Source organism: Chlorogloea sp. CCALA 695, from assembly GCF_003003885.1.
Classification (GTDB): domain Bacteria; phylum Cyanobacteriota; class Cyanobacteriia; order Cyanobacteriales; family Chroococcidiopsidaceae; genus Aliterella.
In genome coordinates, this window is record NZ_PVWN01000025.1 from 19,708 (window position 1) to 42,712 (window position 23,005).

Consider the following 23,005-nt stretch of genomic DNA (forward strand, 5'->3'; position numbering starts at 1 on the left):
AGTTTACATATCCTAGACATTTGTTAGACATTTAAGATGTTTGCAAGTGTAACAATAAGAGCATCCTTAGCTATGGCTATATAGCTATTAATAAAATACTTTCATCTACCTTTAGAATAAGGTGATAAAATGTAGTGCGATCGCTCACAATCAAAAATGACAATCTTTACTAAAGTTTTGATCTAAACTGAAGTTGGGAAAAGTCAGAAAAAAAGCTTTTGGGTTATTAGTCATAACCAAGTTTGAGGTTAAACAACCACTTATAGATGTTTGACTAAGTAAATAGTGAGGAAATAAACAATATATCGCCCTCTCTGATAGCAAGACGTTAGAAAGTTCTTGCTAAATTTTAACGTGCAGTAAATTAGTAATAAATCCAGGGGAATTGATAACTTGCCAGAGTCAGATTTAAAAAAAGCAAGTGCTAAAACAGTATTAAAATTGCGTAAAATTTTACGCAGTATTGTACTTATACCAAATAGATTTTTAGCGCTAATTACTAAAGCTTCAAAAAGCCTAAAAAGTAGCGTAACTATAGCCGCACTGGTAACGATGGCAATTTTAGCCGGACATACAGTATCAGCACAAGTATCGCCACCTTCTCAACCTTTAGGTTCGTTAAAAAGTGTAGCCATTCCTGAACCTAGCAATTTGGGAGAATTTGTTAAAAACAAAACCGCCGCAATTGAGCTAGGAAAATCTTTATTTTGGGATATGCAAGTTGGTAGCGATGGGTTGCAATCTTGCGCCAGTTGTCACTTTCATGCAGGGACAGATACAAGAGCAAAAAATCAACTTAGCCCAGGATTATTGCGAGTAAATGCTGATGGCAGTCCAAATCCAGATGAAAAGGTCAATCTCGGTGGACTGAATTATATCCTCAAGCCTAGTGATTTTCCTTTCCACAAACTATCAGATCCAGGCGATCGCAAATCCACAGTTTTAGCCGATACTAATGATGTTGCTGGTTCTCAAGGTGTAGACCTCAATAAGTTTAATGACATTACTCCTGGTAGTGCCGTAGACAATATGACCTTAACACCAGATCCAGTATTCAAAATTAATGATATTAACACTCGTCGAGTTACAGAGCGCAATACCCCAAGTTCTATCAACGCGATATTTAACTTCCGCAATTTCTGGGATGGACGCGCTCAAAATGATTTTAATGGCGTGAATCCTTTTGGTTCTAGAGATCCTAATGCTTACCTTCTCAAAGCAGCAACGAAGCAGTCAGCGCTAGAGAAAGTCAAAATTAGCCTCAAAAATGCTTCTGCAGCTTCTCAAGCCGTAGGGCCACCATTAAGTGATGTGGAAGAATCTGCTACTGGTCGAATATTTCCAGATGTCGGTCAAAAATTTAACAGCGTTAAGACGAAAAAGCTCCCTAGAGAGATTGGTAAAAAACTAAAATCTCTAACACCACTAGGTAAGCAAGTAGTCCACCCACAAGACAGCGTACTGGGTAAGTACAGCCAAGCACCAAAACCAGGCTTGAAGTTAAAAACCTACGAGAAGATGGTTCAAGATGCTTTTCAACCCCAGTGGTGGGACTCGAAGCAAATTATTGAAATCGGTGCAGACGGTTACCGAGCTTTTAAGCAGCCTCAAGGCGCATTGAACACCAATCAGTTCACTCTAACGGATTACAACTTCTCGTTATTTATGGGGTTGGCAATTCAGTTGTATGAAGCTACGTTAGTTTCAGATAATGCACCTATTGACCAGTATTTTGATGGTAATAGTAACGCTTTAACTACTCAACAAAAGCAAGGAAAAGAGCTTTTTGAAGGTAAGGCTAAGTGCATTAACTGTCATGGTGGGCCAGAGTTTACGAATGCTTCAGTCAGAAACGTGCAAAAAGAGCGTTTAGAACGGATGACTATGGGTAATGGTGGCGAGGCTGTTTACGATAATGGCTTCTACAACATTGGAGTTAGACCTACTTTAGAAGACTTAGGTGTAGGCGGAAAAGATCCTTTTGGTAATCCTCTTTCTGATTCGCGGATGGCGCAACAAGGTAAGTTTACAGATCCAAATTTGAGTCCTCCAATTAGTTCAACAGAAAGAGTTGCTGTTGATGGCTCTTTTAAAACTTCTGGCTTGCGTAACATTGAATTAACTGCTCCTTATTTTCACAATGGCGGACAGTTGACTCTCAAACAAGTTGTTGAATTTTACAACCGAGGTGGAGACTTCCACAAGCAAAATATCGACGATCTCGATCCTGATATTGAAAACCTTGGTTTAAGTGAAGATGAACAAAACGCTTTAGTAGCTTTCTTAAAATCGCTAACTGATGAGCGCGTTCGTTTAGAAAAAGCACCTTTCGATCACCCACAGTTGTTTATTACTAACGGACATCCTGGAAATACTAAGTCTGTCACTAATGACGGTACAGGTAGAGCTACAGTTACTATGTTAGAAATTCCTGCTGTTGGTCGTAATGGCGGTACTGGTACAGAGAATTTTCCCGCGAAAGCTCTATAGAATCCTCTAAATCCAGCTAATTTTTTGAAGTACAGGCAATTGCGCCTGTACTTTTTTAATGGCAATTATTTAACGTTGCTGTAACCAATGCCAAAATTTTACTAATGTATTTTCTAACCACAACATACCAAGGTCTAGCCATTCTAATAATTGTTCTAAAGGATGCTTGACATAGCCCATTGCGATCGCAGGTGTTTCAATCCAATCTGGCTTAGGTTCTAAGCGCTCGGAAGATTTAGCAGTGACGCTATTACTTAAGTTGAATGAATGGGAATTTGTCGCAACTGCTTTTAGTTTTTGAGAAATCTGAAGATTGGGGCTTAATGAGTTAGGTTGAGCTTTAGTTATCTTGGTAATTTGAGGAGTTTTTACAGTTACAGAAGCGGAGTTTTTTTGAGTTGGTTGTCGCCAGCGCCTAAGCAAACTGTTTAAAGCATACTTGTTTAATTTTTGATCAGATTGAGTTACATTTTTATTTTGTGGTAAGTGAGACGTTGAATTTGCAGGTTTTTCTAAAACTAAAGATTGTTTTGCTAAGTCTTCAGTCCCAAATAAATCGCTCATTTCTAACCAAGGATCTTCTAAGTTATTTGTTGTAAATTCAGGTAACTTAGGAATGCGATCGCCTCTGGCGCTGCGCTCCGCGCAATCGCGTTTAAAAAAGTAATCTATAGCCGCCCAAATCAATCCCTGAATCTGAAAAGCCTTTGTAATACTAGCTATAGGCGCTAAATCTGTTTCAAATTTGGCGAGATTGCGATCTAAGGATGCGATCGCACCATTGGGAAAAACACTTAATTTTCCTTGCTTTTTATCTCTTTGCACCCAACTAACTATGCTGTTAACTGGCGCTAATAACCAATTTTGACGAGCGGGGAGTCTTTCGCCTTTTGATGGCAGTAACCTTTGTAAGCGCCAACAAGTAACTTCGCTAATAATTCGTGCTTGCAATACTTGCTGCTGATGGCTAGTTAAAATATCTAAAATTTCATTAGTAGGGGAAACTAAGACTAATAAACGGTTTGATATTAAGCTGGCTATTCCCTGGATAGGACGATTTTGGACTAAAAAATTAGAACTCTCCTGTTCTGTAGGTTCTAATAATTGGGAAGAATTGGCAGTAGTAGATAATTTTGTATTGACTTTAGGAAAAAACTTATTCCATAAAAATCCGAATAAATTTTTAGATGGTGCTGTAGTTACAATCTCCTCCTGTGAAGGTAAATCCCCAACTAAAAGCAGGACTTGTTTAATAGGTGTATCAACCGTTTTTGGTGTGTTTGGTAACTGAGGTAAGTTTTGTTTTGCAGCAGATTGGGGCAGGGATGGATAAAATACAATCGGCGCTATCCAACTTGTAACAGCTTGCAAAGATTTCCATGCACTACTGAGGCGATTTGTCAAAAAACGCGATTGATTATGAATAAAACTAAAAAGCCTGCTTTGATAACGGTTAGAAGCAGCAGAAGCCATAAGATTATTAGCGTAGTAGAGAAGCGCAAAAAAACCTTTGCATCTTCAATGGTTTAATATATGTCCCAATCTTATCGAAAATATGTACTATTTAACTCCCCAAGAGAGCAACTTATTGTCCGATACGATCGCCCGTTTGCGATCGCAAAGTCTTTTAGACATTATCCCTCACTGGCAAGTATATCAAGCAGACATTTCCCTCACCGAAGTTTTAGGTAATTTAGCGCCCTGGAATTGCAATAATTGGTCGGTAAAAAAATTAAACGAAAAAGGTCATATTTCTTGGTCTAGCGGACAAAAAGTATTGTGGTTAGTTCAAAAAATAGTAGTTCCCGACACTCTGCAAAACTATCCTCTAACAGGCTTATCTCTAAGACTTGCTTTGACTTGGTGGGCGGAGAAATCCCAAATTTTTGTCAACGGCGAACTTATCCAAGAGGGAGATTTATTCGATTGCTCAACGAGAATTTTACTTAGTCCCCAAGTGATACCAAATCAAGAAATAATTGTTGCTCTGCGTCTAGTAAGTCCCAGCCACGACAACGGCGCATTAGTAAAAAGTCAACTTATTTATCAATCAAATAACCAGGAAATCCCCGAACCTGGTTTTGTTGCCGATGAATTAGCAATTTTACAGCAGTATTTAACAACTATTGGCAGCGATTCACCTATACAAATCGATGCTTCTGTTGACTGGTCAGCATTACCAGATAAAGCCAAGTTTGAGCAGAGTCTTTTACAACTGCGCTCTAGAATGCAAAATTTTAGCCCTCAAATCAAACAGCGACAGATTTATTTAGTTGGTCATGCTCACTTAGACTTGGCTTGGCTGTGGGCGATTAGCGAAACTTGGGAAGTTGCGAAGCGGACTTTTACATCAGTTTTACAATTGCAAGCAGAATATCCCCAATTAACCTTTTGTCATTCCACCCCAGCAATTTATAGCTATATAGAACAACATTGTCCAGACTTATTTGCAGCTATTCAAAAGCAAGTAACCGCCGGGAGTTGGGAAGTTATCGGCGGCTTGTGGGTAGAACCCGAACTTAATTTAATTGATGGCGAATCGATTGTACGTCAATTACTGTATGGGCAGCGTTATGTATTAGAAAAATTCGGCAAAATTTCTACCGTTGCTTGGTTGCCAGATACTTTTGGTTTTTGTGCAACACTACCTCAAATTCTTGCTAGTGGTGGAATTGAATACTTTGTTACTCAAAAACTGCGTTGGAACGATACCACCCAATTTCCTTATGATGTGTTTTGGTGGCGATCGCCTGATGGTACAGAATTATTTAGTCTCATGTCTGCGCCCATTGGTGAAGGTATAGATCCTGTCAAGATGACAGCTTTTAGCTACAACCATGAAAAGCAAACTAATTTACCATTATCTATGTGGTTGCCGGGAGTTGGCGATCATGGGGGTGGCCCTACCCGCGATATGTTGGAATTAGCCAAACGTTGGGAATCGTCACCTTTATTTCCGACTCCAAAGTTCACCACTACTGAAAAATATTTACAAGACATCCAACAAGCTTCTACATTCCCCGTCTGGGACGACGAACTATATCTAGAATTTCATCGCGGCTGTTACACTACTCACGCCGACCAAAAGAAGTTTAATCGCCGATGTGAAGCTTTGCTATATCAAGCCGAGTTGTTTGCTTCCTTGGCAACTATTAGCGCTAATCTGACCTACCCCAAAGCGGAGATAGAAGCTGCTTGGAAAAAGACACTGATTAACCAATTCCACGATATTTTACCCGGCTCATCTATTCCCCAAGTGTATGTAGATGCCAACGCAGATTGGCAAGAAGTGGAGGCAGTTACTACAGAGTTGGTGCAAAAGTCTTTAAATGCGATCGCATCTCTCATCACTCTCCCCTCTCCACCCCAACCGCACAGTATCCCAATTATTGTTTTCAATCCCCTTAACTGGGTTTCTTCCCAAGTTGTGACGATTTCCTTACCCACCTCAGGGCGCAAATGGGACGTATACAACCATTCTGGCGATAAATTACTTACCCAGCTTACCAGCGAAACAACTTTAGTATTTTTGGCAAAAAAAGTAGAGAGCATTGGTTATTCTTTGTTTTGGCTGAGTCCTGCAACGGCTGAAACTCTTGCAAACTCGTTAAAAAACCGGGATTTAGTACCTACAGGCAATACTATAAGCCATAATAGCATTTTCATATTACCAGAAAACCGACCCCCTAGTCAAATTAATAGTTTAGAGCCAAAAGATTGGGTTTTAGAGAATGAATTACTCCGGGTAATTGTCGATAGTAATAGTGGTAATTTAAGTAATGTTTTCGATAAAAACAATAATAGAGAAATCCTCAATAAAAGTGGAGGAAATCAACTACAAGCATATAAAGATAGTGGTCAATATTGGGATGCTTGGAATATAGATCCAAACTACAAGCAATATCCCCTAGAATCATCGCAACTAAAATCTATTCAATGGATAGAAAAAGGCGCAATTCAAACTTGTTTACGAGTAGTAAGACAATTAGGCAAATCTGAATTTTCCTGCGATTACATCTTACAGAAAGATTCACCCATCCTAAAAATAGCTACCACCGTAGACTTTAAAGAAAGGGAAGTATTAGTAAAAGCTGCTTTTCCTTTCAACTTTGAAACCGATAGCGCTACTTTTGAAATTCCTTTTGGGACTATTTCTAGACCAACTAAACCCACAACACCAACGCAAAAAGCTAAGTGGGAAGTCCCGGCTTTGCGCTGGGCAGATTTAAGCACTGATGACTACGGTGTAAGTTTGCTCAATGATTGCAAATACGGCTACGACAGCAAACCTAATCAACTAAATCTAACTTTGTTGAGAAGTGCTAGTTGGCCAGACCCCGAAGCCGATCAAGGACACCACGAATTTACCTATGCTATTTATCCTCACTCTGGCAATTGGCAAACTGCCCAGACCGTCCGGCACGGCTACGAATTAAATGTCCCCTTTCAAGTAATTCAACTACCAGCAACTTCTAGTTCTAAACCTGGAACTCTACCAGAAGTTGGGAGTTTTCTAAATTTATCCGCCGATAATCTAGTTATAACTGCCTTCAAACAATCGGAAGACAACCCGCAAGAGTGGATTTTGCGCTGCTATGAATGTCATGGATTAGTAGCAGAAAAAGTATCGTTGCAAAGCAATTTAGGATTAGAAGTAACTCAACAGGTAGATATTTTAGAGCGTCCTACTCAAACAAACTTTGATACTATGCCTTGGAAAATAACTAATTTTGTAGTTTTAAGGGGGAAGTGCGATAGAGCCACAAGCTCGCAGAGCTTCGCACTGATTGAAACCTAATCTTTGTCTTAAAAGCTACACCACCCAAAAATTACCTAGTGTTTAGTCTTAAACTCTTACCAAACACCATGTAATTGGGGCTTTAACCTCAAAAAAGTAGAAATTTAATCTTCGTGGTCTTCAAAAGGATCGCTTAATTCCTTAGAAGGAGGCCCGAAAGAAGTATAGATCGATACGCCAGTTATGGCAATAACGATCGCAAAGACAGAAATGCTAAGAACTGTTGCGGGTTCCATGAGCTAATTTTAATAATGAGTGCTATTCCTATAGAATATTACAGAACATTAAAAAAAGCTTCTAGAATTTATTAAACGGGTAAGCTATGGCACAACGGACTTGGTTAGGAGAAATCCTCAGACCCTTAAACTCTGAATACGGTAAAGTTGCTCGCGGTTGGGGAACAACACCCGTTATGGCTGTCTTCATGTTGCTATTTTTTGTCTTTTTGCTGATTATTCTGCAAATTTACAACTCATCGCTACTGATTGAACGAGTAGACATAACCCCAGATTGGTCAACTTTAGGCAACTAAATAGTAGTATTTTCATTTTTATTTAGGTAGTGTTTTTCCCGGCTTGTCCGGGTTTTTTATTGAGATGCTACCCAAGGAGCTACTGTACCTAAGCTAAGATCGGTAAAGAAGTTGTAGGAATTGGATATGAATGTATTTGGCATTGGTTTACCAGAAATGGCTTTAATTATGGTGGTAGCGCTGCTGATTTTTGGGCCGAAAAAGTTGCCAGAAATCGGTAAAAGTATGGGTAAAGCAATTCGTAGCTTTCAAGACGCTTCCAAAGAATTTGAAGATGAATTTAAACGCGAAGCAGAGCAAATAGAAACTGCCGTCAAAACCACCGCCGAAATTGAACCAAAACAAATAACTCCCGCACCTAGCGAAGCCGAAAATATAGCTCAAACTTCACCCATACAAGAGCCAGAAAGTCAAGTTATTACTTCCGAAGCTAACTAAAAGTTAAAAAATACCCAATGACTGAGGCCCCAGCTTCCCAAATAGTAATTCCCCAATTAATTGTTGGCTTAGGTAATCCCGAACCAAAATACGATCGCACTCGTCACAATATCGGCTTTGCGGCAATAGATGCGATTTCTCGTGCTTGGCAAATTAACCTATCGGAAAATCGCAAATATCAAGGAGAATTTGGCGAAGGACAAAAGCAATTAACCAAAATTCGCGTGCTTAAACCGCTTACTTATATGAATCGTTCCGGGCAATCAATTCGCGCCGTGACTGATTGGTTTAAGTTGCCGCCAACATCGGTATTAATAATTTATGATGACATGGATTTGCCCCTGGGAAAACTACGCTTGCGCTTATCAGGCTCCGCAGGGGGTCACAACGGCATGAAAAGTGCTATTTCTCACCTTGGCAATCAAAACTTCCCCAGGCTGCGTATAGGCATCGGTAAACCCCAAAACTCTGTAGCGGGAGACGATGCTAATACTATCTCTTACGTGCTGGGACAATTTAACGCCCAAGAATCTGTTATGGTTACGGAAATTCTTAGCTTAGTAGTTGATTGCGTAGAACTCTCTTTAAAGCAAGGAGTAGAACAAGCAATGAATCGCTACAACAACCGGAGTATTTTGGTAAAAAGTAACTAACAATAAAGCGGATAGGGTTTCTGCTTCCCCATCCGCTTTATTAACAATTCAAGAATACTTTTATCTAAAACGACGCTTGCGTCTAGCTGCAACTAATTTGCGCTTGCGCTTCTCAAGCGGTGTTTCAAAATGCCGATGATATTTCACATCCGCTAAAATCCCTGCTTTGGAAACTTGCCGTTTAAACCGACGTAATGCTGAATCTATGCCTTCATTTTCGCCTAATACAACTTGGGTCATTCTTACTCCTTCTAGTACGTAACTTTATTAATTATGAGCTTTGTTTAGCCGAAATGTAAATAAAACAAGGCAGGGCGAAGTCCTTGCTATTTGATTTTTAATCAAGCTACGCCTTCAACTGTCTCGGACTTAGCGGTTGATATCGTAACACACAATCGTTACCTTAGCTTGCCTTGAGGCTAAGGGACGTAACGCTTTAAACTTATCAAAAACCCGGTAATTCTTCGAGAATTGTAAATCGAATATGGTTGATCGCCAAGTCTCCAATTGAAACGTCTTCTAACTTGACACCGGAAGATGTAAAAGTTTCAAAAGTAATCCCTTTACCAATTTCAATATGATACCAAGCCAAACCCATAAAAAACCGTGATGGATAAGGGCCAGTGTCGGAGATATCATCGGGGTTAGATTCCATCGGTAACCAACCAATTCCCGGCACGTAAAATTCTAACCAGACATGATTAAAATCCGGTTGCAAAGGAATGTTTTTTTGTTCAGGGAAGGGGGGACATTTATAACGCCCAATAGTGCGGCAAGCGATGCCATTTAAGCGCGATAAAGCAAGCAAAACACCCACGTACTCGCCGCAGGAACCAACACCCCTTTCTAAGGCGATATCTGGGCTATCAATGTGAGGTTTAATTCCGTAGGAAAGTTGGTCGTAAACGTAATTGCGGATATTGTACATTTTCCGCAACAAATTTGTTTCTGTGCCAATAGCTTCACGAGCCGCACGAGTAACAATAGGAGTATCCATTGCTAAATCATCATCATCTACCAAATAACGATCGCGCAACTCCTCGTCTAATTCGGGAATTTTCTCCAAATCTTTAGGCGTAAAACGATACTTAATAGAGCGCACTTCGATTAATGCTTTCCAACCAAATATATGTCGTTCGCCGGGCTTAATACTATCAAACTTAAATACTGCTACTTTTTGTCCGCTTACTTCTTCAGTAATAAAAGGTATACCAACACTTTCAACACTTCTAACTTTTTGGCGATCGCTAGATGATGGTAAAGCAATACGCCATTCTACCTGCTCTATATCTACTTCTTCTAAAGGTGCTAGTTCTTCGACATAAGACATTTCGATTAAATAGCCATTAGAAAGGGCAAAGTGTCCCTGGGAATTGTATTGATAATCGAGGGGATGAATAAAAGTGCGATCGCGGTAAGTTAATTCGTGGGAGGGGTCAGCGTTGGGATTATCCCGAATATAAACTTCCTCCCCGGCGTAAGCTACGTATAGAGTAGATAAATTAGTTTCAGAATTAGTATGAAAAGCTAAACCTGTAGGACGTTCAAAAGGAGTCAAAACGCTAAACTTAATTGCTCCCGTTGCCCGGTCGAGACAGTATACAGTTTGTTCGGTGCTATCGCTAATCCAAATTTCTTCGCCACGAATAGTAATATTTTGAATACCTACCCCCGGAGCATAAAACTTAGTAATTTGTCGCCTTGTATTGCGATCATAAATGAGAATGTAGCCAGATTTTTGAGAAGTCACATAAACCGTTGATTCCCAAACAGCAACACCATCAGCTTGATAAGGCAAAGTTACAAAAGATTTAAGGTGAAATTCTCCCCTAGGACAGAAGTAAACAGTGCCACCTTGGCTAAACCATAAAGTGTCATCCCATAAACACAAACCCGTTACATCAATAAAATCTGTAGCCTGGCGAGTATTAAGAATAGTTGTATTGTCAGTGACAGGATCTATTTGTAATAAATGCCCCTTTACTGTGTCAATCGCCAGGAGTTGATCGCCTAAAAAAGTAATGCCAGCAATGGCGGCAGCACCAATTGGTCTAATTGTTCTCCGTTGTTGTTTTGACGAGTCATGGCTACGGGAAATCGAGTCAACAGGATTCATACTAAATAAAACTAAAAATCTGATACCAATCGTAAACAAATTTCGCTACTTTAAACTGTAAGCGGTGAACTTGGGTTTGGTTAGCCTAAAAACTGCAAGAATGAGCAATTGAGCTAATAGTTATAATTTATAAGCTCAATTTTTGAGAATCCCGTCGATTTATCGGGGGGAATAGGTCAAGATTCTTAGTAAGTATTTTTCTAAAAGCTACCCCCATGTCTGCAAATTCTCTGCCTAAAGAAGCCGCCGTCTGGCACAACCTAGAAATTGACAAAACCTTACAAGTGCTGGAGAGCGATCGCACCTCCGGTTTAAGCTCCACTGAAGTACAGCAACGCCAAGCGCGATACGGGCTAAACGAGCTACAGGAAACCGCCGGACGCAGCCCTTTTGTAATTTTGGTCGATCAGTTCAAAAACATCATGTTGTTAATGCTGATAGCTGTAGCAGTCGTATCGGCAATTTTGGATCTCAGAAGCGGTAGTTTTCCCAAAGATGCGATCGCAATTTCTTTAATTGTGATCCTCAACGGCATTTTGGGCTACCTCCAAGAAAGTCGCGCCGAAAAAGCCTTAGCCGCCCTCAAACGTCTTTCCTCGCCTTTAGTAAGAGTGTTGCGCGATGGCAAACTTAGCGAAGTCGCCGCCAAAGAATTAGTCCCAGGAGATGTAATGCTCCTTGAAGCAGGAGTACAGTTAGCCGCCGACGGACGGTTGATAGAAGAATCTAACTTACAAGTGAGAGAATCAGCATTAACTGGAGAAGCTCACGCGGTAGAAAAGCAAGCCGAGTTGCATTTACCAAAAGATACAGCTTTGGGCGATCGCATTAACTTAGTATTTCAAGGCACAGAAATCGTCCAAGGACGCGCCAAAGCGATCGTTACGGGTACGGGAATGCAAACCGAACTGGGACGCATTGCAGCGCTATTACAGTCGGTGGAAAGCGAACCTACGCCATTGCAAAAAAGAATGGAGCAACTAGGCAATGTTTTAGTTTCTGGCGCTTTAGGTTTAGTTGCTTTAGTCGTAGGAATTGGTGTCCTCCGAGGGGGTGCTTTTGAAGAACTGTTGGAAGTATCTTTAAGTATGGCTGTAGCGGTAGTTCCCGAAGGCTTACCTGCCGTAATTACAGTAACTCTTGCCTTGGGAACCCAACGCATGGTAAAACGCAAGGCATTAATTCGCAAACTCCCCGCCGTAGAAACTCTCGGTAGCGTTACAACTATTTGCTCAGATAAAACTGGCACGTTAACGCAAAATAAAATGGTGGTGCAAAATGCTTATACAAATCACCGCGCGTTTAAAGTTACAGGCGAAGGTTACGAACCAAATGGAGAATTTCAAATAGATGGAACTAAAGCTAATAGTCAAGAATACCCAGAATTACAAGCATTATTAGTTGCTTGCGCCCTTTGTAACGATTCAAATTTACAACAAGACCAAGGACAATGGATTATCATCGGCGATCCTACTGAAGGCGCTTTACTATCTTTGGCGGGTAAAGCTGGAGTAGAAAGAGATCAATGGCAAGCTCGTTTACCGCGCGTCGCTGAATTTCCCTTTTCCTCTGAACGTAAACGGATGAGCGTTATTTGTACGGTAGAGCCTGAAGTTAGCAACCAAGCATTGCAAAATGGTTTGCTAGAGGCACAAAGCTATGTAATGTTTACGAAAGGTTCCCCGGAATTAACCTTAGAAAGATGCGATCGCATCCATACAGGAGATCGCATTGTCCCCGTTACCCAAGAGCAAAGAGCGCAAATCCTCACTCAAAACGACCAAATGGCAGGTAATGGCTTGCGCGTACTGGGTTTTGCTTACAAACCGCTTACAAATGTACCCCCAGACAACTCTCAAGAAACCTCAGAGTTGGGTTTAGTGTGGCTGGGATTAGTGGGAATGCTTGACGCACCGCGCCCAGAAGTACGAGATGCTGTAGCCAAGTGTCGTGTAGCTGGAATCCGCCCGATTATGATTACTGGAGATCACCAACTTACAGCAAGAGCGATCGCGGCGGACTTAGGAATTGCTCAAGCGAGCGATCGCGTTTTAATTGGGCAAGAATTAGAGCGGATGAGCCAAGAGGAGCTAGAACAACAAGTAGATTTAGTTAGCATTTACGCTAGAGTTTCCCCCGAACACAAGTTGCGGATCGTCCAAGCCTTACAAAAGCGGGGTAGATTCGTAGCTATGACGGGGGATGGAGTCAATGATGCACCTGCACTCAAACAAGCCGATATTGGTATCGCTATGGGCATCACAGGTACAGATGTGAGCAAAGAAGCTAGTGACATGGTTTTGCTAGATGACAACTTTGCTACGATTGTCGCCGCAACGGAAGAAGGAAGGGTTGTTTACACCAATATTCGCCGCTTTATTAAGTACATTTTGGGTAGTAATATCGGAGAAGTAATTACAATCGCCGCCGCCCCAATTTTAGGACTAAGTGGGATTCCCTTAACTCCCTTACAAATTTTGTGGATGAACTTAGTTACTGATGGCGTACCAGCTTTGGCTTTAGCGGTAGAACCCGCCGAACCAAATGTTATGAATCGTCCTCCCTTTAATCCGCGCGAGAGTATATTTGCGCGGGGATTAGGTTCTTATATGGTAAGAATTGGAATTGTCTTTGCGATCATTACGATCGCCCTGATGATCTGGGCTTACAACTATACCAATGCCCCTGGTTATCCCCGCGATCCCAACACTTGGAAAACAATGGTATTTACTACCTTGTGTATTGCTCAAATGGGTCATGCGATCGCTATTCGTTCCAATACTCAGCTAACTATCGAGCTAAATCCTCTATCTAATCCCTTTTTGCTTGGTGCTGTCGTGGTGACAACTTTCTTACAGCTATTGCTAGTTTACGTTCCACCCTTACAACAATTTTTTGGTACTTACTACCTGTCTCCTTTTGAACTAGCTATTTGTTTCGGCTTTAGTGCTTTAATGTTTGTCTGGATTGAAGGCGAAAAATTATTTGTACGTTTGGTTAAAAAAGGAGGATAAGAGGAATTTTTAACTAAATTCTGCTCTTAGGGCGCATAGGTGCGCCCCCTATACTATGTATCTCAAAACCTTACAAATTCGCCAGTTTCGCAATTACAAAGATCAAAAAATCGACTTTCTCGCCCCGAAAACAATCTTAGTTGGCGATAACGCTCAAGGAAAGTCGAATTTACTTGAGGCTGTGGAATTATTAGCCACCTTGCGATCGCATCGTAACAGCCGCGATCGTGATTTAGTTAGAGAATCTGAACCTGTTGGACAAATTTCCGCCACTATTGAGCGCCAAAATAGCACCAATGATTTATCTATAACCTTACGGCGCAACGGTCGCCGTAGCGTTGCCAAAAATAGCGAAACTCTGCGCCGTCAGTTAGATTTTTTGGGGGTACTAAATGCCGTACAGTTTTCTAGCTTAGATTTAGATTTAGTACGCGGTGGCCCAGAACAACGCCGTCATTGGCTAGATACTTTATTAATTCAGCTAGAACCTATTTATGCTTACATTTTGCAGCAATACAACCAAGTATTACGACAGCGCAATGCTTTTTTAAAGAGAATTCAAGAATTGGGCATTAAAAGCCACGAACAAGAATTAGCACTTTGGAATGTACAACTAGCGGTTGCAGGTTCTAGAGTTACGAGAAGGCGATCGCGTGCTGTAGAAAGACTAGCACCAATTGCCCAAGCTTGGCACTCTAGCATTAGTGGCAGTACAGAAATTTTAGCAATCCAATACGCGCCAAATATATCTTTAGAACAAAATGAACCAGAGCAAGTACAGCAAGCTTTTTTAGCCAAAATTGCTACTAGAGAAGTCGCTGAACAGCATCAAGGGACTACTTTAGTTGGCCCTCACCGCGACGAAATTGAGCTAATTATTAATCAAACTCCCGCTAGGTCTTATGGTTCTCAAGGTCAGCAACGTACATTAGTTCTAGCACTTAAACTTGCAGAATTAAAATTGATTGAAGAAGTAGTTGGAGAACCGCCTTTATTATTACTTGATGATGTTTTAGCGGAATTAGATTTAAACCGTCAAAATCAACTACTTGATGCTATCCAAGACAGATTTCAAACTCTAATCACTACTACACATCTCGGTTCTTTTGATGCTCAGTGGTTAAAATCTTCTCAAGTTCTTACCGTCCGCGCTGGGCAAATCTCAAATCAAATATAGAACACATTATAATAATGCTTATTGTATTTAAAAAATAAGAATATGAGGGGCAATGTTTGGATCATTAGAGGATTATTAATTCTTCCCCAGCTTGCAGCTTTAATTATTGTGGTAATTATTGGGCAAACTAAGCCCCAAGACAACTTAGACGTTACATCAATGCCAGCTATACCTAATAATATTACAAGTCCAATTATCCCCCCACAAAAAATTACTAATACTATACCAAATAACCAAATCAATAAGGTTGAATTTGTAGCAAGTTATCAACCTAAATACGAGGTTAGCCGGGCGCATCCTAACAACTACGGACAGCGTTATTCTCAAGATGTGAATGGTAGACCAGTAAATAATCAACCTATTATAGTCATTCATGAAACTGTTAATTCTGCTACTAGCGCTATAAATAATTTTCAAACTCCTCATACTAATGAAAATGCTCAAGTTAGCTATCACACTTTAATTAAGTTAGATGGAACAGTTATTTATATAGTACCGCGAGAGTTTCGCGCTTTTGGTGCAGGAAATTCTGTGTTTAGGGGTGAAAATGGCATTGAAACTGTTAAGACGCATTTACAGTTTCCTCCCTCAGTTAATAATTTTGCTTATCACGTTGCTTTTGAAACACCGCCAGACGGTCGAAACAACAGTAAAAGTCATAGTGGTTATACCCAAGTGCAGTACAATTCTCTCGCTTGGTTAATTGCTCAAAGTAGCGTCTCTGAAGCTCGAATTACTACCCATAAAGCTGTAGATCGTTCGGGTAAAAGAATCGATCCTAGAAATTTCGATTTCCGAAACTTTTTAATTGTACTAAGGTCTTATCGTCGGTAAGAAGTAAGATATATTCATCTCATTTTTAAGCTGCTTAAAATAATTAAATGCTCTTTATTATTTAGCTATTTTAATCAAAACAATTTATTCTCCTTAGCACAGTAGTCCGAACAATTTACTGCTTTTTCTGTCATCACGCTAGAAGGATTTACTGCACATTTAAGATGAGGATCGTTAGAGTAAAAATTACAGTTTTTACAGGGTATTTGCTCTAAAGTTTTAATGTTAACAGCAATTGCCTTGCGCGCAAGTCTAACTCTCTTTGACAGCATCAAAAAGATGGCTGCCCAACATATAACAAAACAAACAATTCCCCCTAACATAATAGAATCTGATGTAACTCTCCCTAGAGTTTTTACATTTTCTACTTTTAGATCGCTCTGGGTTGTCTGAGCAACATCATTATTCTTATCTGCTAAATATTGTTCAATAATTTTATCGCTATCCATATTAATTACCTTTAAATGCTTAATACCTACCTATATAATATTAAATTACCTATTTTTAACCCTCCATTCAGTGGAGGTTAAAAAATATTGGAGCTTTGCAAGTCACCCTACTAAATTTACTTTATTTCCAATTTTATACATCTCCCTAAATCAATAACTTGCCTTGGAGCTTTTGTATAATTAAACACGCTGGAGTTGAAAATTAAAGAACTAAATATAAATTTAACTTAATTCTAACCGTCAAAATATTACTTTTATATTCGAGCGCAGCAAAATAGTTAATTAAATAATCATAAAATTATTACGATATAAAGTGTAACTCAGGCTTAAGCCAATATAAAAAATCTGTGGTTTGGAAACGGGGCTTGCAAATAACCAGCCTATTGACAGGGTTATGGTTACTATGGGGAATACTGGCACAAATAGGGGCAGAATTTCTTTGGTTTCAAGAAGTTGGCTACTTACAAGTGTTGCAGTCACGGCTAATGGCGCAAGCTTTAGTATGGATAACCGCAAGTAGTATAACGGCGCTTTACTTAGTCGGAAATTTACAAATCGCCCAGCGACTAAAATATTCTCAACAATCGCAGGTGTTGGTAGGAGTAAAGAACTCCCCCACTATTAAATTAAACTGGCTATTACCGGGAATACTGGGATTAAACTTACTTGTAGCTTTATTATTATTTCACTACAGCAAAGTTGCTTGGAGTTACTGGCAGCCGATTAACTTTAGCTTACCGAATATCTCGCCGCCGATTCCACCCTTATTTACTCTAGAATCAGTCTGGCAAATGTGCCAGCAACTAAGTAAGCAAAGCTTGACAATTGGTTTGTTATTAAGCAGTATGCTCGCACTGCTAATATATCCCCAATTATTGTTAAAAGTAATCGCGCTATTACTCAGTGCGATTATGGGTTTAGTTCTATCTGCACACTGGGCGAACCTACTGCAATATCTGCATCCTACAGCTTTTAACAGTATTGAACCTTTATTTAACAAAGATATCAGCTTTTATATATTTACTCTGCCAATTTGGAGACTGGGAGAATTTTGGTTAGTAGGATTAGGTTTATACGGTTTAATTGCTGTAGCTATTACTTATTTACTATCGTCCGATAGTTTGAGTCAAGGAAGGTTTCGCGGATTTTCTCGCCAGCAGCGACAACATTTATTCATTTTGGGTAGCAGTTTGTTGTTGATAGTTGCCTTTAGCTATTGGCTAAGTCGCTACGAATTATTGTATTCAACGCGGGGAGTTGCTTACGGCGCAAGCTATACAGACATTGCAATTCAACTGCGAGGTTATACACTGCTAAGTATAATGGGGATAGCGATCGCAATATTGTTATTGACAGGTGCTATTGCCAAAAAGTCAAGTTTTATAGCTTATATATTAGGACTTTATGCCACAATTGCGATCGCTACTGATTTAATCCTGCCGACAGTAGTACAGCGCTTAATCGTTCAACCCAACGAACTCGCTAGAGAGCGCCCCTATATAGAGCGGAGTATAGCTTTAACTAGACAAGCTTTCGACTTAGAAAACATTGAAATTCGCTCCTTCAATCCTCAAGACACCCTAACTTACGCAGATATTCAAGCTAACGAGCTTACTATTAATAATATCCGCCTATGGGATCGCAAGCCCTTATTAGATAGTAATCGCCAGTTACAACAAATCCGCCTGTACTATAAGTTTCCTGACGCAGATATTGATCGCTATACCCTGCAATCTGATTCCACAGCTTCCCAAAAACGACAGACTTTTATTGCTGCACGAGAATTAGATTATAGCGCCGTACCGCAACAAGCCAAAACCTGGGTTAACAAGCGTCTAATTTACACTCACGGCTATGGCTTTACCCTCAGCCCCGTAAACACTGTAGCCCCTAGTGGGTTGCCTGATTACTTTATTAAGGATATAGGAGGCGCTACCGCTCTAGACACTTCTAGCCCCGCTATTAGCGCCAGTATTCCCATCGGACAACCCCGGATTTATTACGGAGAGATAGCTAATACTTACGTGATGACAGGGACTAAAGTTAAAGAATTAGACTATCCCAGTGGCAACGACAATGTTTACAACACTTACGATGGTAGAGGGGGAATTAATATCGGTTCCTTTTGGCGTAAAAGTTTATTTGCTAGATACTTAAACGATTGGCAAATGTTACTAACGCGAAACTTTTTGCCTGACACCAAAGTATTATTTAGGCGCAATATTAATCAACGGATTCGAGAAATTGCTCCTTTTTTACAATACGATGGCGATCCTTATTTAGTAGTAGCAGATACCAAAATAAAGCAAGAGGACAATTATTTGTACTGGGTAGTTGATGCTTATACCACAAGCGATCGCTATCCTTATTCAGATCGAGGCAGTCAAGGAATTAATTACATTCGCAACTCCGTTAAAGTTGTGATTGATGCTTATCATGGCTCCGTTGACTTTTATATTGCCGATCCAAAAGATCCAATTATTACTACTTGGCAGCAGCTATTTCCAGGATTATTCAAGCCTCTTAGCGCTATGCCTGCAACGCTCCGTAGCCATTTACGCTACCCAGTAGACTTCTTTAATATTCAATCGGAGCGGTTAATGACTTACCACATGACCGACGCGCAAGTTTTCTACAATCGAGAAGATCAGTGGCAGATACCTAATGAAGTTTATGGGAATAAAACCAAATTAGTAGAGCCTTATTACTTAATTACTAGCTTACCTGATGCACCTTTTGAAGAATTTATTTTACTACTGCCCTATACTCCCAAACAACGCACCAACTTAATTGCTTGGTTAGCAGCGCGTTCCGACGGCGAAAACTACGGTAAGTTGTTACTTTACGAGTTTCCCAAACAGCAATTAGTTTATGGAACTGAGCAAATTGAAGCGCGAATCAATCAAGATCCAGTAATTTCGCAGCAAATTTCCCTATGGAACCGCCAAGGCTCTAGAGCTATTCAAGGCAATTTGTTGATTGTCCCCATTAAGCAATCTTTGCTATACGTAGAGCCAATTTATTTAGAGGCCGAGCAAAACAGCTTACCAACTTTAGTTAGAGTTGTTGTTGCTTACGAAAACCGGATTGTGATGGCAGAAACCTTAGACCAAGCTTTAAAGGCAATTTTTCAAGCAAAAGAAACAACTACTCCCGCTATTATTCGTCCAGTAGGGGAGCCATCGTAATTTGGGAGCATAATCTGTTAATATAGCGATCGCACTTATTGAAGAGCGGCGACATAGCCAAGTGGTAAGGCAGAGGTCTGCAAAACCTTTATCCCCCGGTTCAAATCCGGGTGTCGCCTTGTTTTACTATACCAACAATTGCCCCAAAACCCTGGTTTATCAAGCATTGCCGGGGTTGTTAATAGTCGTAAATGTACCTAGATGTACCCTAATGTACCCAGAAAATTAGGCACGTTTTAGGCACGACGTAGATATAGCAGCAAAGATTAATCAGGCTAATAGACGACTGTGATCAGGCGAAGTAGGAATTAAATTCTGTATCAACTTTGCTTAACGAAGTAAGAAGATTTGAGTAAAGTAATACTCTCCCTTTAGATTCATTGCCACGCCCACTCCTGTTAGTTCGTACTCACTATCAATAGTTGTCGAATTATCGCCATAAACATCCTGTAACCAATTATTGACGTTTGCTTGAGCGGGGTTAGCGTAGCCTAGGGTCATACCAATAGCAGTACCAGCGCTTTGATAAGGGCCTGTCTTAATAATCTTTTGATTAAGCTGATCTAAAATTTCACGATCAAAAGAAATATCACCTTTAGCCATAGCTTCACTGTGTTCTCGTGCCTGCTGACTGAGCCAGCCATCTAAAACAAGCGGCGATAAGCCTTTAGATTCACGATGCTCGTTTATTTGTTCGTAGACCGATTGCTCTAAAGAATTAATCGATTGAGTTGATGAGGCATCTTTCGGGAAGAATTTCTCTCTCCGAAAATGCCGTTCTGTATCACTGATATTTGATACAGAATCAACTTGTACTGTATTTGCTTGTAGCGAATTAATGTAATTAGAAAGATATAAACACAGAAACACAATGCCCAAAGCAATCAATGGAGTTGGCTTTTGTTGTCGCGGTCGCAGTTGATGCCAATGCCGATACATTTATATAAATATTAATTGTTCCCGTTCTATTATCGTTACCAGTTAGAGGCGAAAGGCTCCGAGGTACTACGGTAATTAAAATAAAGTTTTGGCGATCGTCCTGACAACTGCCTAAGCATTGCCGTAAGCCCACCGCGCGCGTATCCTCTTAACGGCGCTTAATTTTAGTTGGCTCAATACTTGTTACTGCTTCATTCAACGGCAAAATCCGGCTGCGCTGCTGATGAACGTTGAATTGGTATACTTGATTGTTTGTAATATCAAATCCCGTCAACCAACCACTTTTAGGGTGATAAGCTCCGGTATCAATATCAATCCAACCTTGTCCTTGAGCAAGTTTGCCCGGCGTAACACCAGGTAAGGTAAAAGTAATCGTATGACCAATCACAATTAACTTATCGCTAAAGTAAGGTGCTTCCATGCTGTGAAATTCATCTCGTATCCAGCAAAGCTGCTCGGAAGTTTGGGCTTCGAAAGGTATTCGGGGATCAACCCCTGCATGAACTAATAAAACATCGCCTAAATCTAAGTAAATAGGCAATTTTTTCATCCATTCTAAATGTTCTTCGGGAATGGTCGAATCTGGATAGCTGGTAATAGTTGCGTACCCACCACTATAAAGCCATGATTGTTGTACCTGAGCCGCCATAGCACCACCGCTTACAACATCTATTAGCATCTGCTCATGATTGCCCAATATACAACCAGTAGCGTTTTGTTTGACAAACTCTACTACTTTTGAGCTTTGCGGCCCCCGATCGATTAAGTCTCCAATAAAATAAATTTCATCTTCTTTACCAGGGGCGATCGCTTCCAATAAACCCATTAACCCGTTATAGTGACCGTGTACATCCCCAATGACGATGCGACGATTACTTGTTTCTTGCATTACAATTCGATCCTTAGTTTTTAAAATAACTGAATATCTTTACTACAGCCTGTTTAGCTTCAATTTCGAGAAATAATTAAATAAATCATCTACCACTACCTTTAATTGTAATTCCGTCTTAATAATTTGATATACAATCATTAATATTTATGACAACAAATGTATCTCAAGTAACAGCTACAATTAACGTTTTAAAGCAGCCGACGCGCGAAGAATGGGTAGCTCAAGCGATCGCTAACCTAGACGAAATATTGCTCGATCATTCTCACTGCGAACGCAAGGCGGCGGGTGTAGCAATAAACTTGATGTTTCGCTATCCCTCCCATACGCTACTCGTCCGCAAACTGACAGCAATCGCCCGTGAGGAGTTAGAACACTTTGATCAAGTCAACCAATGGCTAGAAAAACGAGGTATTCCTTTAGGTAATCTTTCTTCACCGCCCTACGCTGCTAAGTTAAAAACCCAAATTCGCCATCAAGAAAGCGATCGCTTATTAGACTCGTTATTAGTTTCTGGTTTAATAGAAGCCCGTAGTCACGAGCGATTGGGGTTATTAGCCGAATATTTGCCACAGCCGGAACTTGCTCAATTTTATCGCAGTTTAATGGCATCAGAGGCACGTCATTACGGTATCTACTGGCTGTTAGCCGACACCTATTTTGATAGTAAAATTGTCAGCCAGAGAAGGGAAGAATTAGCCGTTTTTGAGAGCGAAATCCTAGCAACGCCCCATTTTGAACCAAGGATTCATAGTTAAAATGGTTCAAACTCAATACCAATTTGTAATTCGAGATTGGTAAAGCCGCGATCGCGCAACCGCCCAGTAACGGGCTTGGCGTTTATCTCAAATTTTTAAATATTCTCCCCTTTTAAAGGGGAGTTAAAAAGCGGTGTAGCTTAACCTGACCGCTTTATTGACGTGGGCTGGGAGAACCTCCTTAGAGCGTTAAAAAGCATCCTGCAACTCGTAGAAGTCGGGGGAAATGTAATCTTTCCGCAAGGGCCAACCAACCCAATCTTCCGGCATCAAAATCCGCTTTAAATTCGGGTGTCCTTCGTAGACAATCCCTAACATATCAAAGGTTTCGCGCTCTTGAAAATCGGCAGTTTTCCAAATCCAGTATACAGAAGGCACTTTAGGATCTGTTCGCGGTAAAAACACTTTAACGCGCACTTCTTCCGGGCGATCGGCATTGTCACTAACTTTAATTAAATGATAGACGCTAACCAAATCTTGCCCAGCACCTAAATCGTAGCCGCACTGGAATTGTAAATAGTTAAATCCGTAAGCATAAAGCGCCGTAGCCAAGGGGAGCAAGTATTCACGGTCAACTTTAATAATTTCTGTCCCACTGCGATCGCGCTCTATCGCTTCATGAGCAAAACCATTTTTGGTTAACCACTGAGATGTTTTCCCAGCTTCTACTAACTGCGATGCTTCGGGCGTGATCTCTTGAGTTTGTTCAGGTATTGATTCCTCAGCCACT

18 protein-coding genes and 1 tRNA gene are annotated in these 23,005 nt (G+C 40.5%); 11 read left to right on the top strand and 8 right to left on the bottom strand.

The genetic code is table 11. The features are described from left to right. Window positions 1–393: 393 nt before the first annotated feature. The gene (locus C7B70_RS14055) at window positions 394–2,490 is read left to right on the top strand and encodes a cytochrome-c peroxidase (protein WP_106369656.1); all 2,097 of its coding nucleotides are present in this window, start codon (window positions 394–396) and stop codon (window positions 2,488–2,490) included. Between the two features lie 69 nt (window positions 2,491–2,559). Here the strand turns inward: C7B70_RS14055 and C7B70_RS14060 are convergent, their stop codons facing one another. Continuing rightward, window positions 2,560–3,963, bottom strand: coding sequence for a hypothetical protein (locus C7B70_RS14060; protein WP_106369657.1), 1,404 nt, complete (start codon window positions 3,961–3,963; stop codon window positions 2,560–2,562). 82 nt (window positions 3,964–4,045) lie between these two features. On the opposite strand from C7B70_RS14060, the gene C7B70_RS14065 reads away from it, so the two are divergent. Then, window positions 4,046–7,288 (top strand): alpha-mannosidase, encoded by a 3,243-nt coding sequence (locus tag C7B70_RS14065; RefSeq protein WP_106369658.1) that lies wholly within the window; start codon window positions 4,046–4,048, stop codon window positions 7,286–7,288. Between the two features lie 104 nt (window positions 7,289–7,392). On the opposite strand, the gene psbN is transcribed toward C7B70_RS14065, so the two are convergent. After that, on the bottom strand, window positions 7,393–7,524 hold the full coding sequence (psbN, locus tag C7B70_RS14070) for a photosystem II reaction center protein PsbN (protein ID WP_106369659.1): 132 nt from the start codon (window positions 7,522–7,524) through the stop codon (window positions 7,393–7,395). Window positions 7,525–7,610: 86 nt separating this feature from the next. Between psbN and psbH the strand changes: the two genes are divergently transcribed. From psbH to pth, 3 genes are all read left to right on the top strand, one after another. Beyond that, complete coding sequence (gene psbH / locus C7B70_RS14075; RefSeq protein ID WP_106369660.1) at window positions 7,611–7,820, top strand: photosystem II reaction center phosphoprotein PsbH; 210 nt, start codon at window positions 7,611–7,613, stop codon at window positions 7,818–7,820. Between the two features lie 126 nt (window positions 7,821–7,946). Next, entirely contained in the window at window positions 7,947–8,258 is a 312-nt protein-coding gene (locus C7B70_RS14080) for a TatA/E family twin arginine-targeting protein translocase (RefSeq protein ID WP_106369661.1), read from the top strand. A 17-nt stretch (window positions 8,259–8,275) separates the two neighbouring features. Then, a complete protein-coding gene (gene pth, locus C7B70_RS14085; RefSeq protein WP_106369662.1) occupies window positions 8,276–8,911 on the top strand; it encodes an aminoacyl-tRNA hydrolase in 636 nt (211 codons plus the stop codon). A gap of 60 nt (window positions 8,912–8,971) precedes the next feature. On the opposite strand, the gene rpsU is transcribed toward pth, so the two are convergent. After that, entirely contained in the window at window positions 8,972–9,151 is a 180-nt protein-coding gene (rpsU, locus tag C7B70_RS14090; RefSeq protein ID WP_009632535.1) for a 30S ribosomal protein S21, read from the bottom strand. A 205-nt stretch (window positions 9,152–9,356) separates the two neighbouring features. Continuing rightward, window positions 9,357–11,027: a transglutaminase domain-containing protein gene (locus C7B70_RS14095; protein WP_106369691.1), complete on the bottom strand. Its 1,671-nt coding sequence runs from the start codon at window positions 11,025–11,027 to the stop codon at window positions 9,357–9,359. Window positions 11,028–11,242: 215 nt separating this feature from the next. On the opposite strand from C7B70_RS14095, the gene C7B70_RS14100 reads away from it, so the two are divergent. Genes C7B70_RS14100 through C7B70_RS14110 form a run of 3 tightly spaced genes read left to right on the top strand, consistent with a single transcriptional unit; the run spans window position 11,243 to window position 16,052 of the window. Continuing rightward, window positions 11,243–14,041: a cation-translocating P-type ATPase gene (locus C7B70_RS14100; RefSeq protein WP_106369663.1), complete on the top strand. Its 2,799-nt coding sequence runs from the start codon at window positions 11,243–11,245 to the stop codon at window positions 14,039–14,041. Between the two features lie 55 nt (window positions 14,042–14,096). Next, a complete protein-coding gene (recF, locus tag C7B70_RS14105; RefSeq protein ID WP_106369664.1) occupies window positions 14,097–15,218 on the top strand; it encodes a DNA replication/repair protein RecF in 1,122 nt (373 codons plus the stop codon). A 42-nt stretch (window positions 15,219–15,260) separates the two neighbouring features. After that, the gene (locus C7B70_RS14110) at window positions 15,261–16,052 is read left to right on the top strand and encodes a peptidoglycan recognition family protein (RefSeq protein ID WP_106369665.1); all 792 of its coding nucleotides are present in this window, start codon (window positions 15,261–15,263) and stop codon (window positions 16,050–16,052) included. Window positions 16,053–16,126: 74 nt separating this feature from the next. On the opposite strand, the gene C7B70_RS14115 is transcribed toward C7B70_RS14110, so the two are convergent. Further along, entirely contained in the window at window positions 16,127–16,501 is a 375-nt protein-coding gene (locus tag C7B70_RS14115) for a hypothetical protein (protein WP_106369666.1), read from the bottom strand. Window positions 16,502–16,848: 347 nt separating this feature from the next. Between C7B70_RS14115 and C7B70_RS14120 the strand changes: the two genes are divergently transcribed. Then, window positions 16,849–19,689: a UPF0182 family protein gene (locus C7B70_RS14120; protein WP_106369667.1), complete on the top strand. Its 2,841-nt coding sequence runs from the start codon at window positions 16,849–16,851 to the stop codon at window positions 19,687–19,689. A 47-nt stretch (window positions 19,690–19,736) separates the two neighbouring features. Next, window positions 19,737–19,808 (top strand) — tRNA-Cys (locus tag C7B70_RS14125). Between the two features lie 211 nt (window positions 19,809–20,019). Here the strand turns inward: C7B70_RS14125 and C7B70_RS14130 are convergent. Together C7B70_RS14130 and C7B70_RS14135 are read right to left on the bottom strand one after the other, a co-directional pair. After that, complete coding sequence (locus C7B70_RS14130; protein WP_106369668.1) at window positions 20,020–20,628, bottom strand: CAP domain-containing protein; 609 nt, start codon at window positions 20,626–20,628, stop codon at window positions 20,020–20,022. 148 nt (window positions 20,629–20,776) lie between these two features. Further along, on the bottom strand, window positions 20,777–21,517 hold the full coding sequence (locus tag C7B70_RS14135) for a metallophosphoesterase family protein (RefSeq protein ID WP_106369669.1): 741 nt from the start codon (window positions 21,515–21,517) through the stop codon (window positions 20,777–20,779). Window positions 21,518–21,666: 149 nt separating this feature from the next. Between C7B70_RS14135 and C7B70_RS14140 the strand changes: the two genes are divergently transcribed. Beyond that, window positions 21,667–22,275 (top strand): tRNA-(ms[2]io[6]A)-hydroxylase, encoded by a 609-nt coding sequence (locus C7B70_RS14140; protein WP_106369670.1) that lies wholly within the window; start codon window positions 21,667–21,669, stop codon window positions 22,273–22,275. A gap of 189 nt (window positions 22,276–22,464) precedes the next feature. Here the strand turns inward: C7B70_RS14140 and C7B70_RS14145 are convergent, their stop codons facing one another. Continuing rightward, window positions 22,465–23,004: an NAD(P)H-quinone oxidoreductase subunit J gene (locus tag C7B70_RS14145; protein ID WP_106369671.1), complete on the bottom strand. Its 540-nt coding sequence runs from the start codon at window positions 23,002–23,004 to the stop codon at window positions 22,465–22,467. Window position 23,005 lies beyond the last annotated feature (1 nt).

Coding starts and splice junctions, on each gene's coding strand:
- C7B70_RS14060 (WP_106369657.1), bottom strand. CDS start 3,963: ATGGCTTCTGCTGCTTCTAACCGTTATCAAAGCAGGCTTTTTAGTTTT.
- C7B70_RS14065 (WP_106369658.1), top strand. CDS start 4,046: ATGTACTATTTAACTCCCCAAGAGAGCAACTTATTGTCCGATACGATC.
- psbN (WP_106369659.1), bottom strand. CDS start 7,524: ATGGAACCCGCAACAGTTCTTAGCATTTCTGTCTTTGCGATCGTTATT.
- psbH (WP_106369660.1), top strand. CDS start 7,611: ATGGCACAACGGACTTGGTTAGGAGAAATCCTCAGACCCTTAAACTCT.
- C7B70_RS14080 (WP_106369661.1), top strand. CDS start 7,947: ATGAATGTATTTGGCATTGGTTTACCAGAAATGGCTTTAATTATGGTG.
- pth (WP_106369662.1), top strand. CDS start 8,276: ATGACTGAGGCCCCAGCTTCCCAAATAGTAATTCCCCAATTAATTGTT.
- rpsU (WP_009632535.1), bottom strand. CDS start 9,151: ATGACCCAAGTTGTATTAGGCGAAAATGAAGGCATAGATTCAGCATTA.
- C7B70_RS14095 (WP_106369691.1), bottom strand. CDS start 11,027: ATGAATCCTGTTGACTCGATTTCCCGTAGCCATGACTCGTCAAAACAA.
- C7B70_RS14100 (WP_106369663.1), top strand. CDS start 11,243: ATGTCTGCAAATTCTCTGCCTAAAGAAGCCGCCGTCTGGCACAACCTA.
- recF (WP_106369664.1), top strand. CDS start 14,097: ATGTATCTCAAAACCTTACAAATTCGCCAGTTTCGCAATTACAAAGAT.
- C7B70_RS14110 (WP_106369665.1), top strand. CDS start 15,261: ATGAGGGGCAATGTTTGGATCATTAGAGGATTATTAATTCTTCCCCAG.
- C7B70_RS14115 (WP_106369666.1), bottom strand. CDS start 16,501: ATGGATAGCGATAAAATTATTGAACAATATTTAGCAGATAAGAATAAT.
- C7B70_RS14130 (WP_106369668.1), bottom strand. CDS start 20,628: ATGTATCGGCATTGGCATCAACTGCGACCGCGACAACAAAAGCCAACT.
- C7B70_RS14135 (WP_106369669.1), bottom strand. CDS start 21,517: ATGCAAGAAACAAGTAATCGTCGCATCGTCATTGGGGATGTACACGGT.
- C7B70_RS14140 (WP_106369670.1), top strand. CDS start 21,667: ATGACAACAAATGTATCTCAAGTAACAGCTACAATTAACGTTTTAAAG.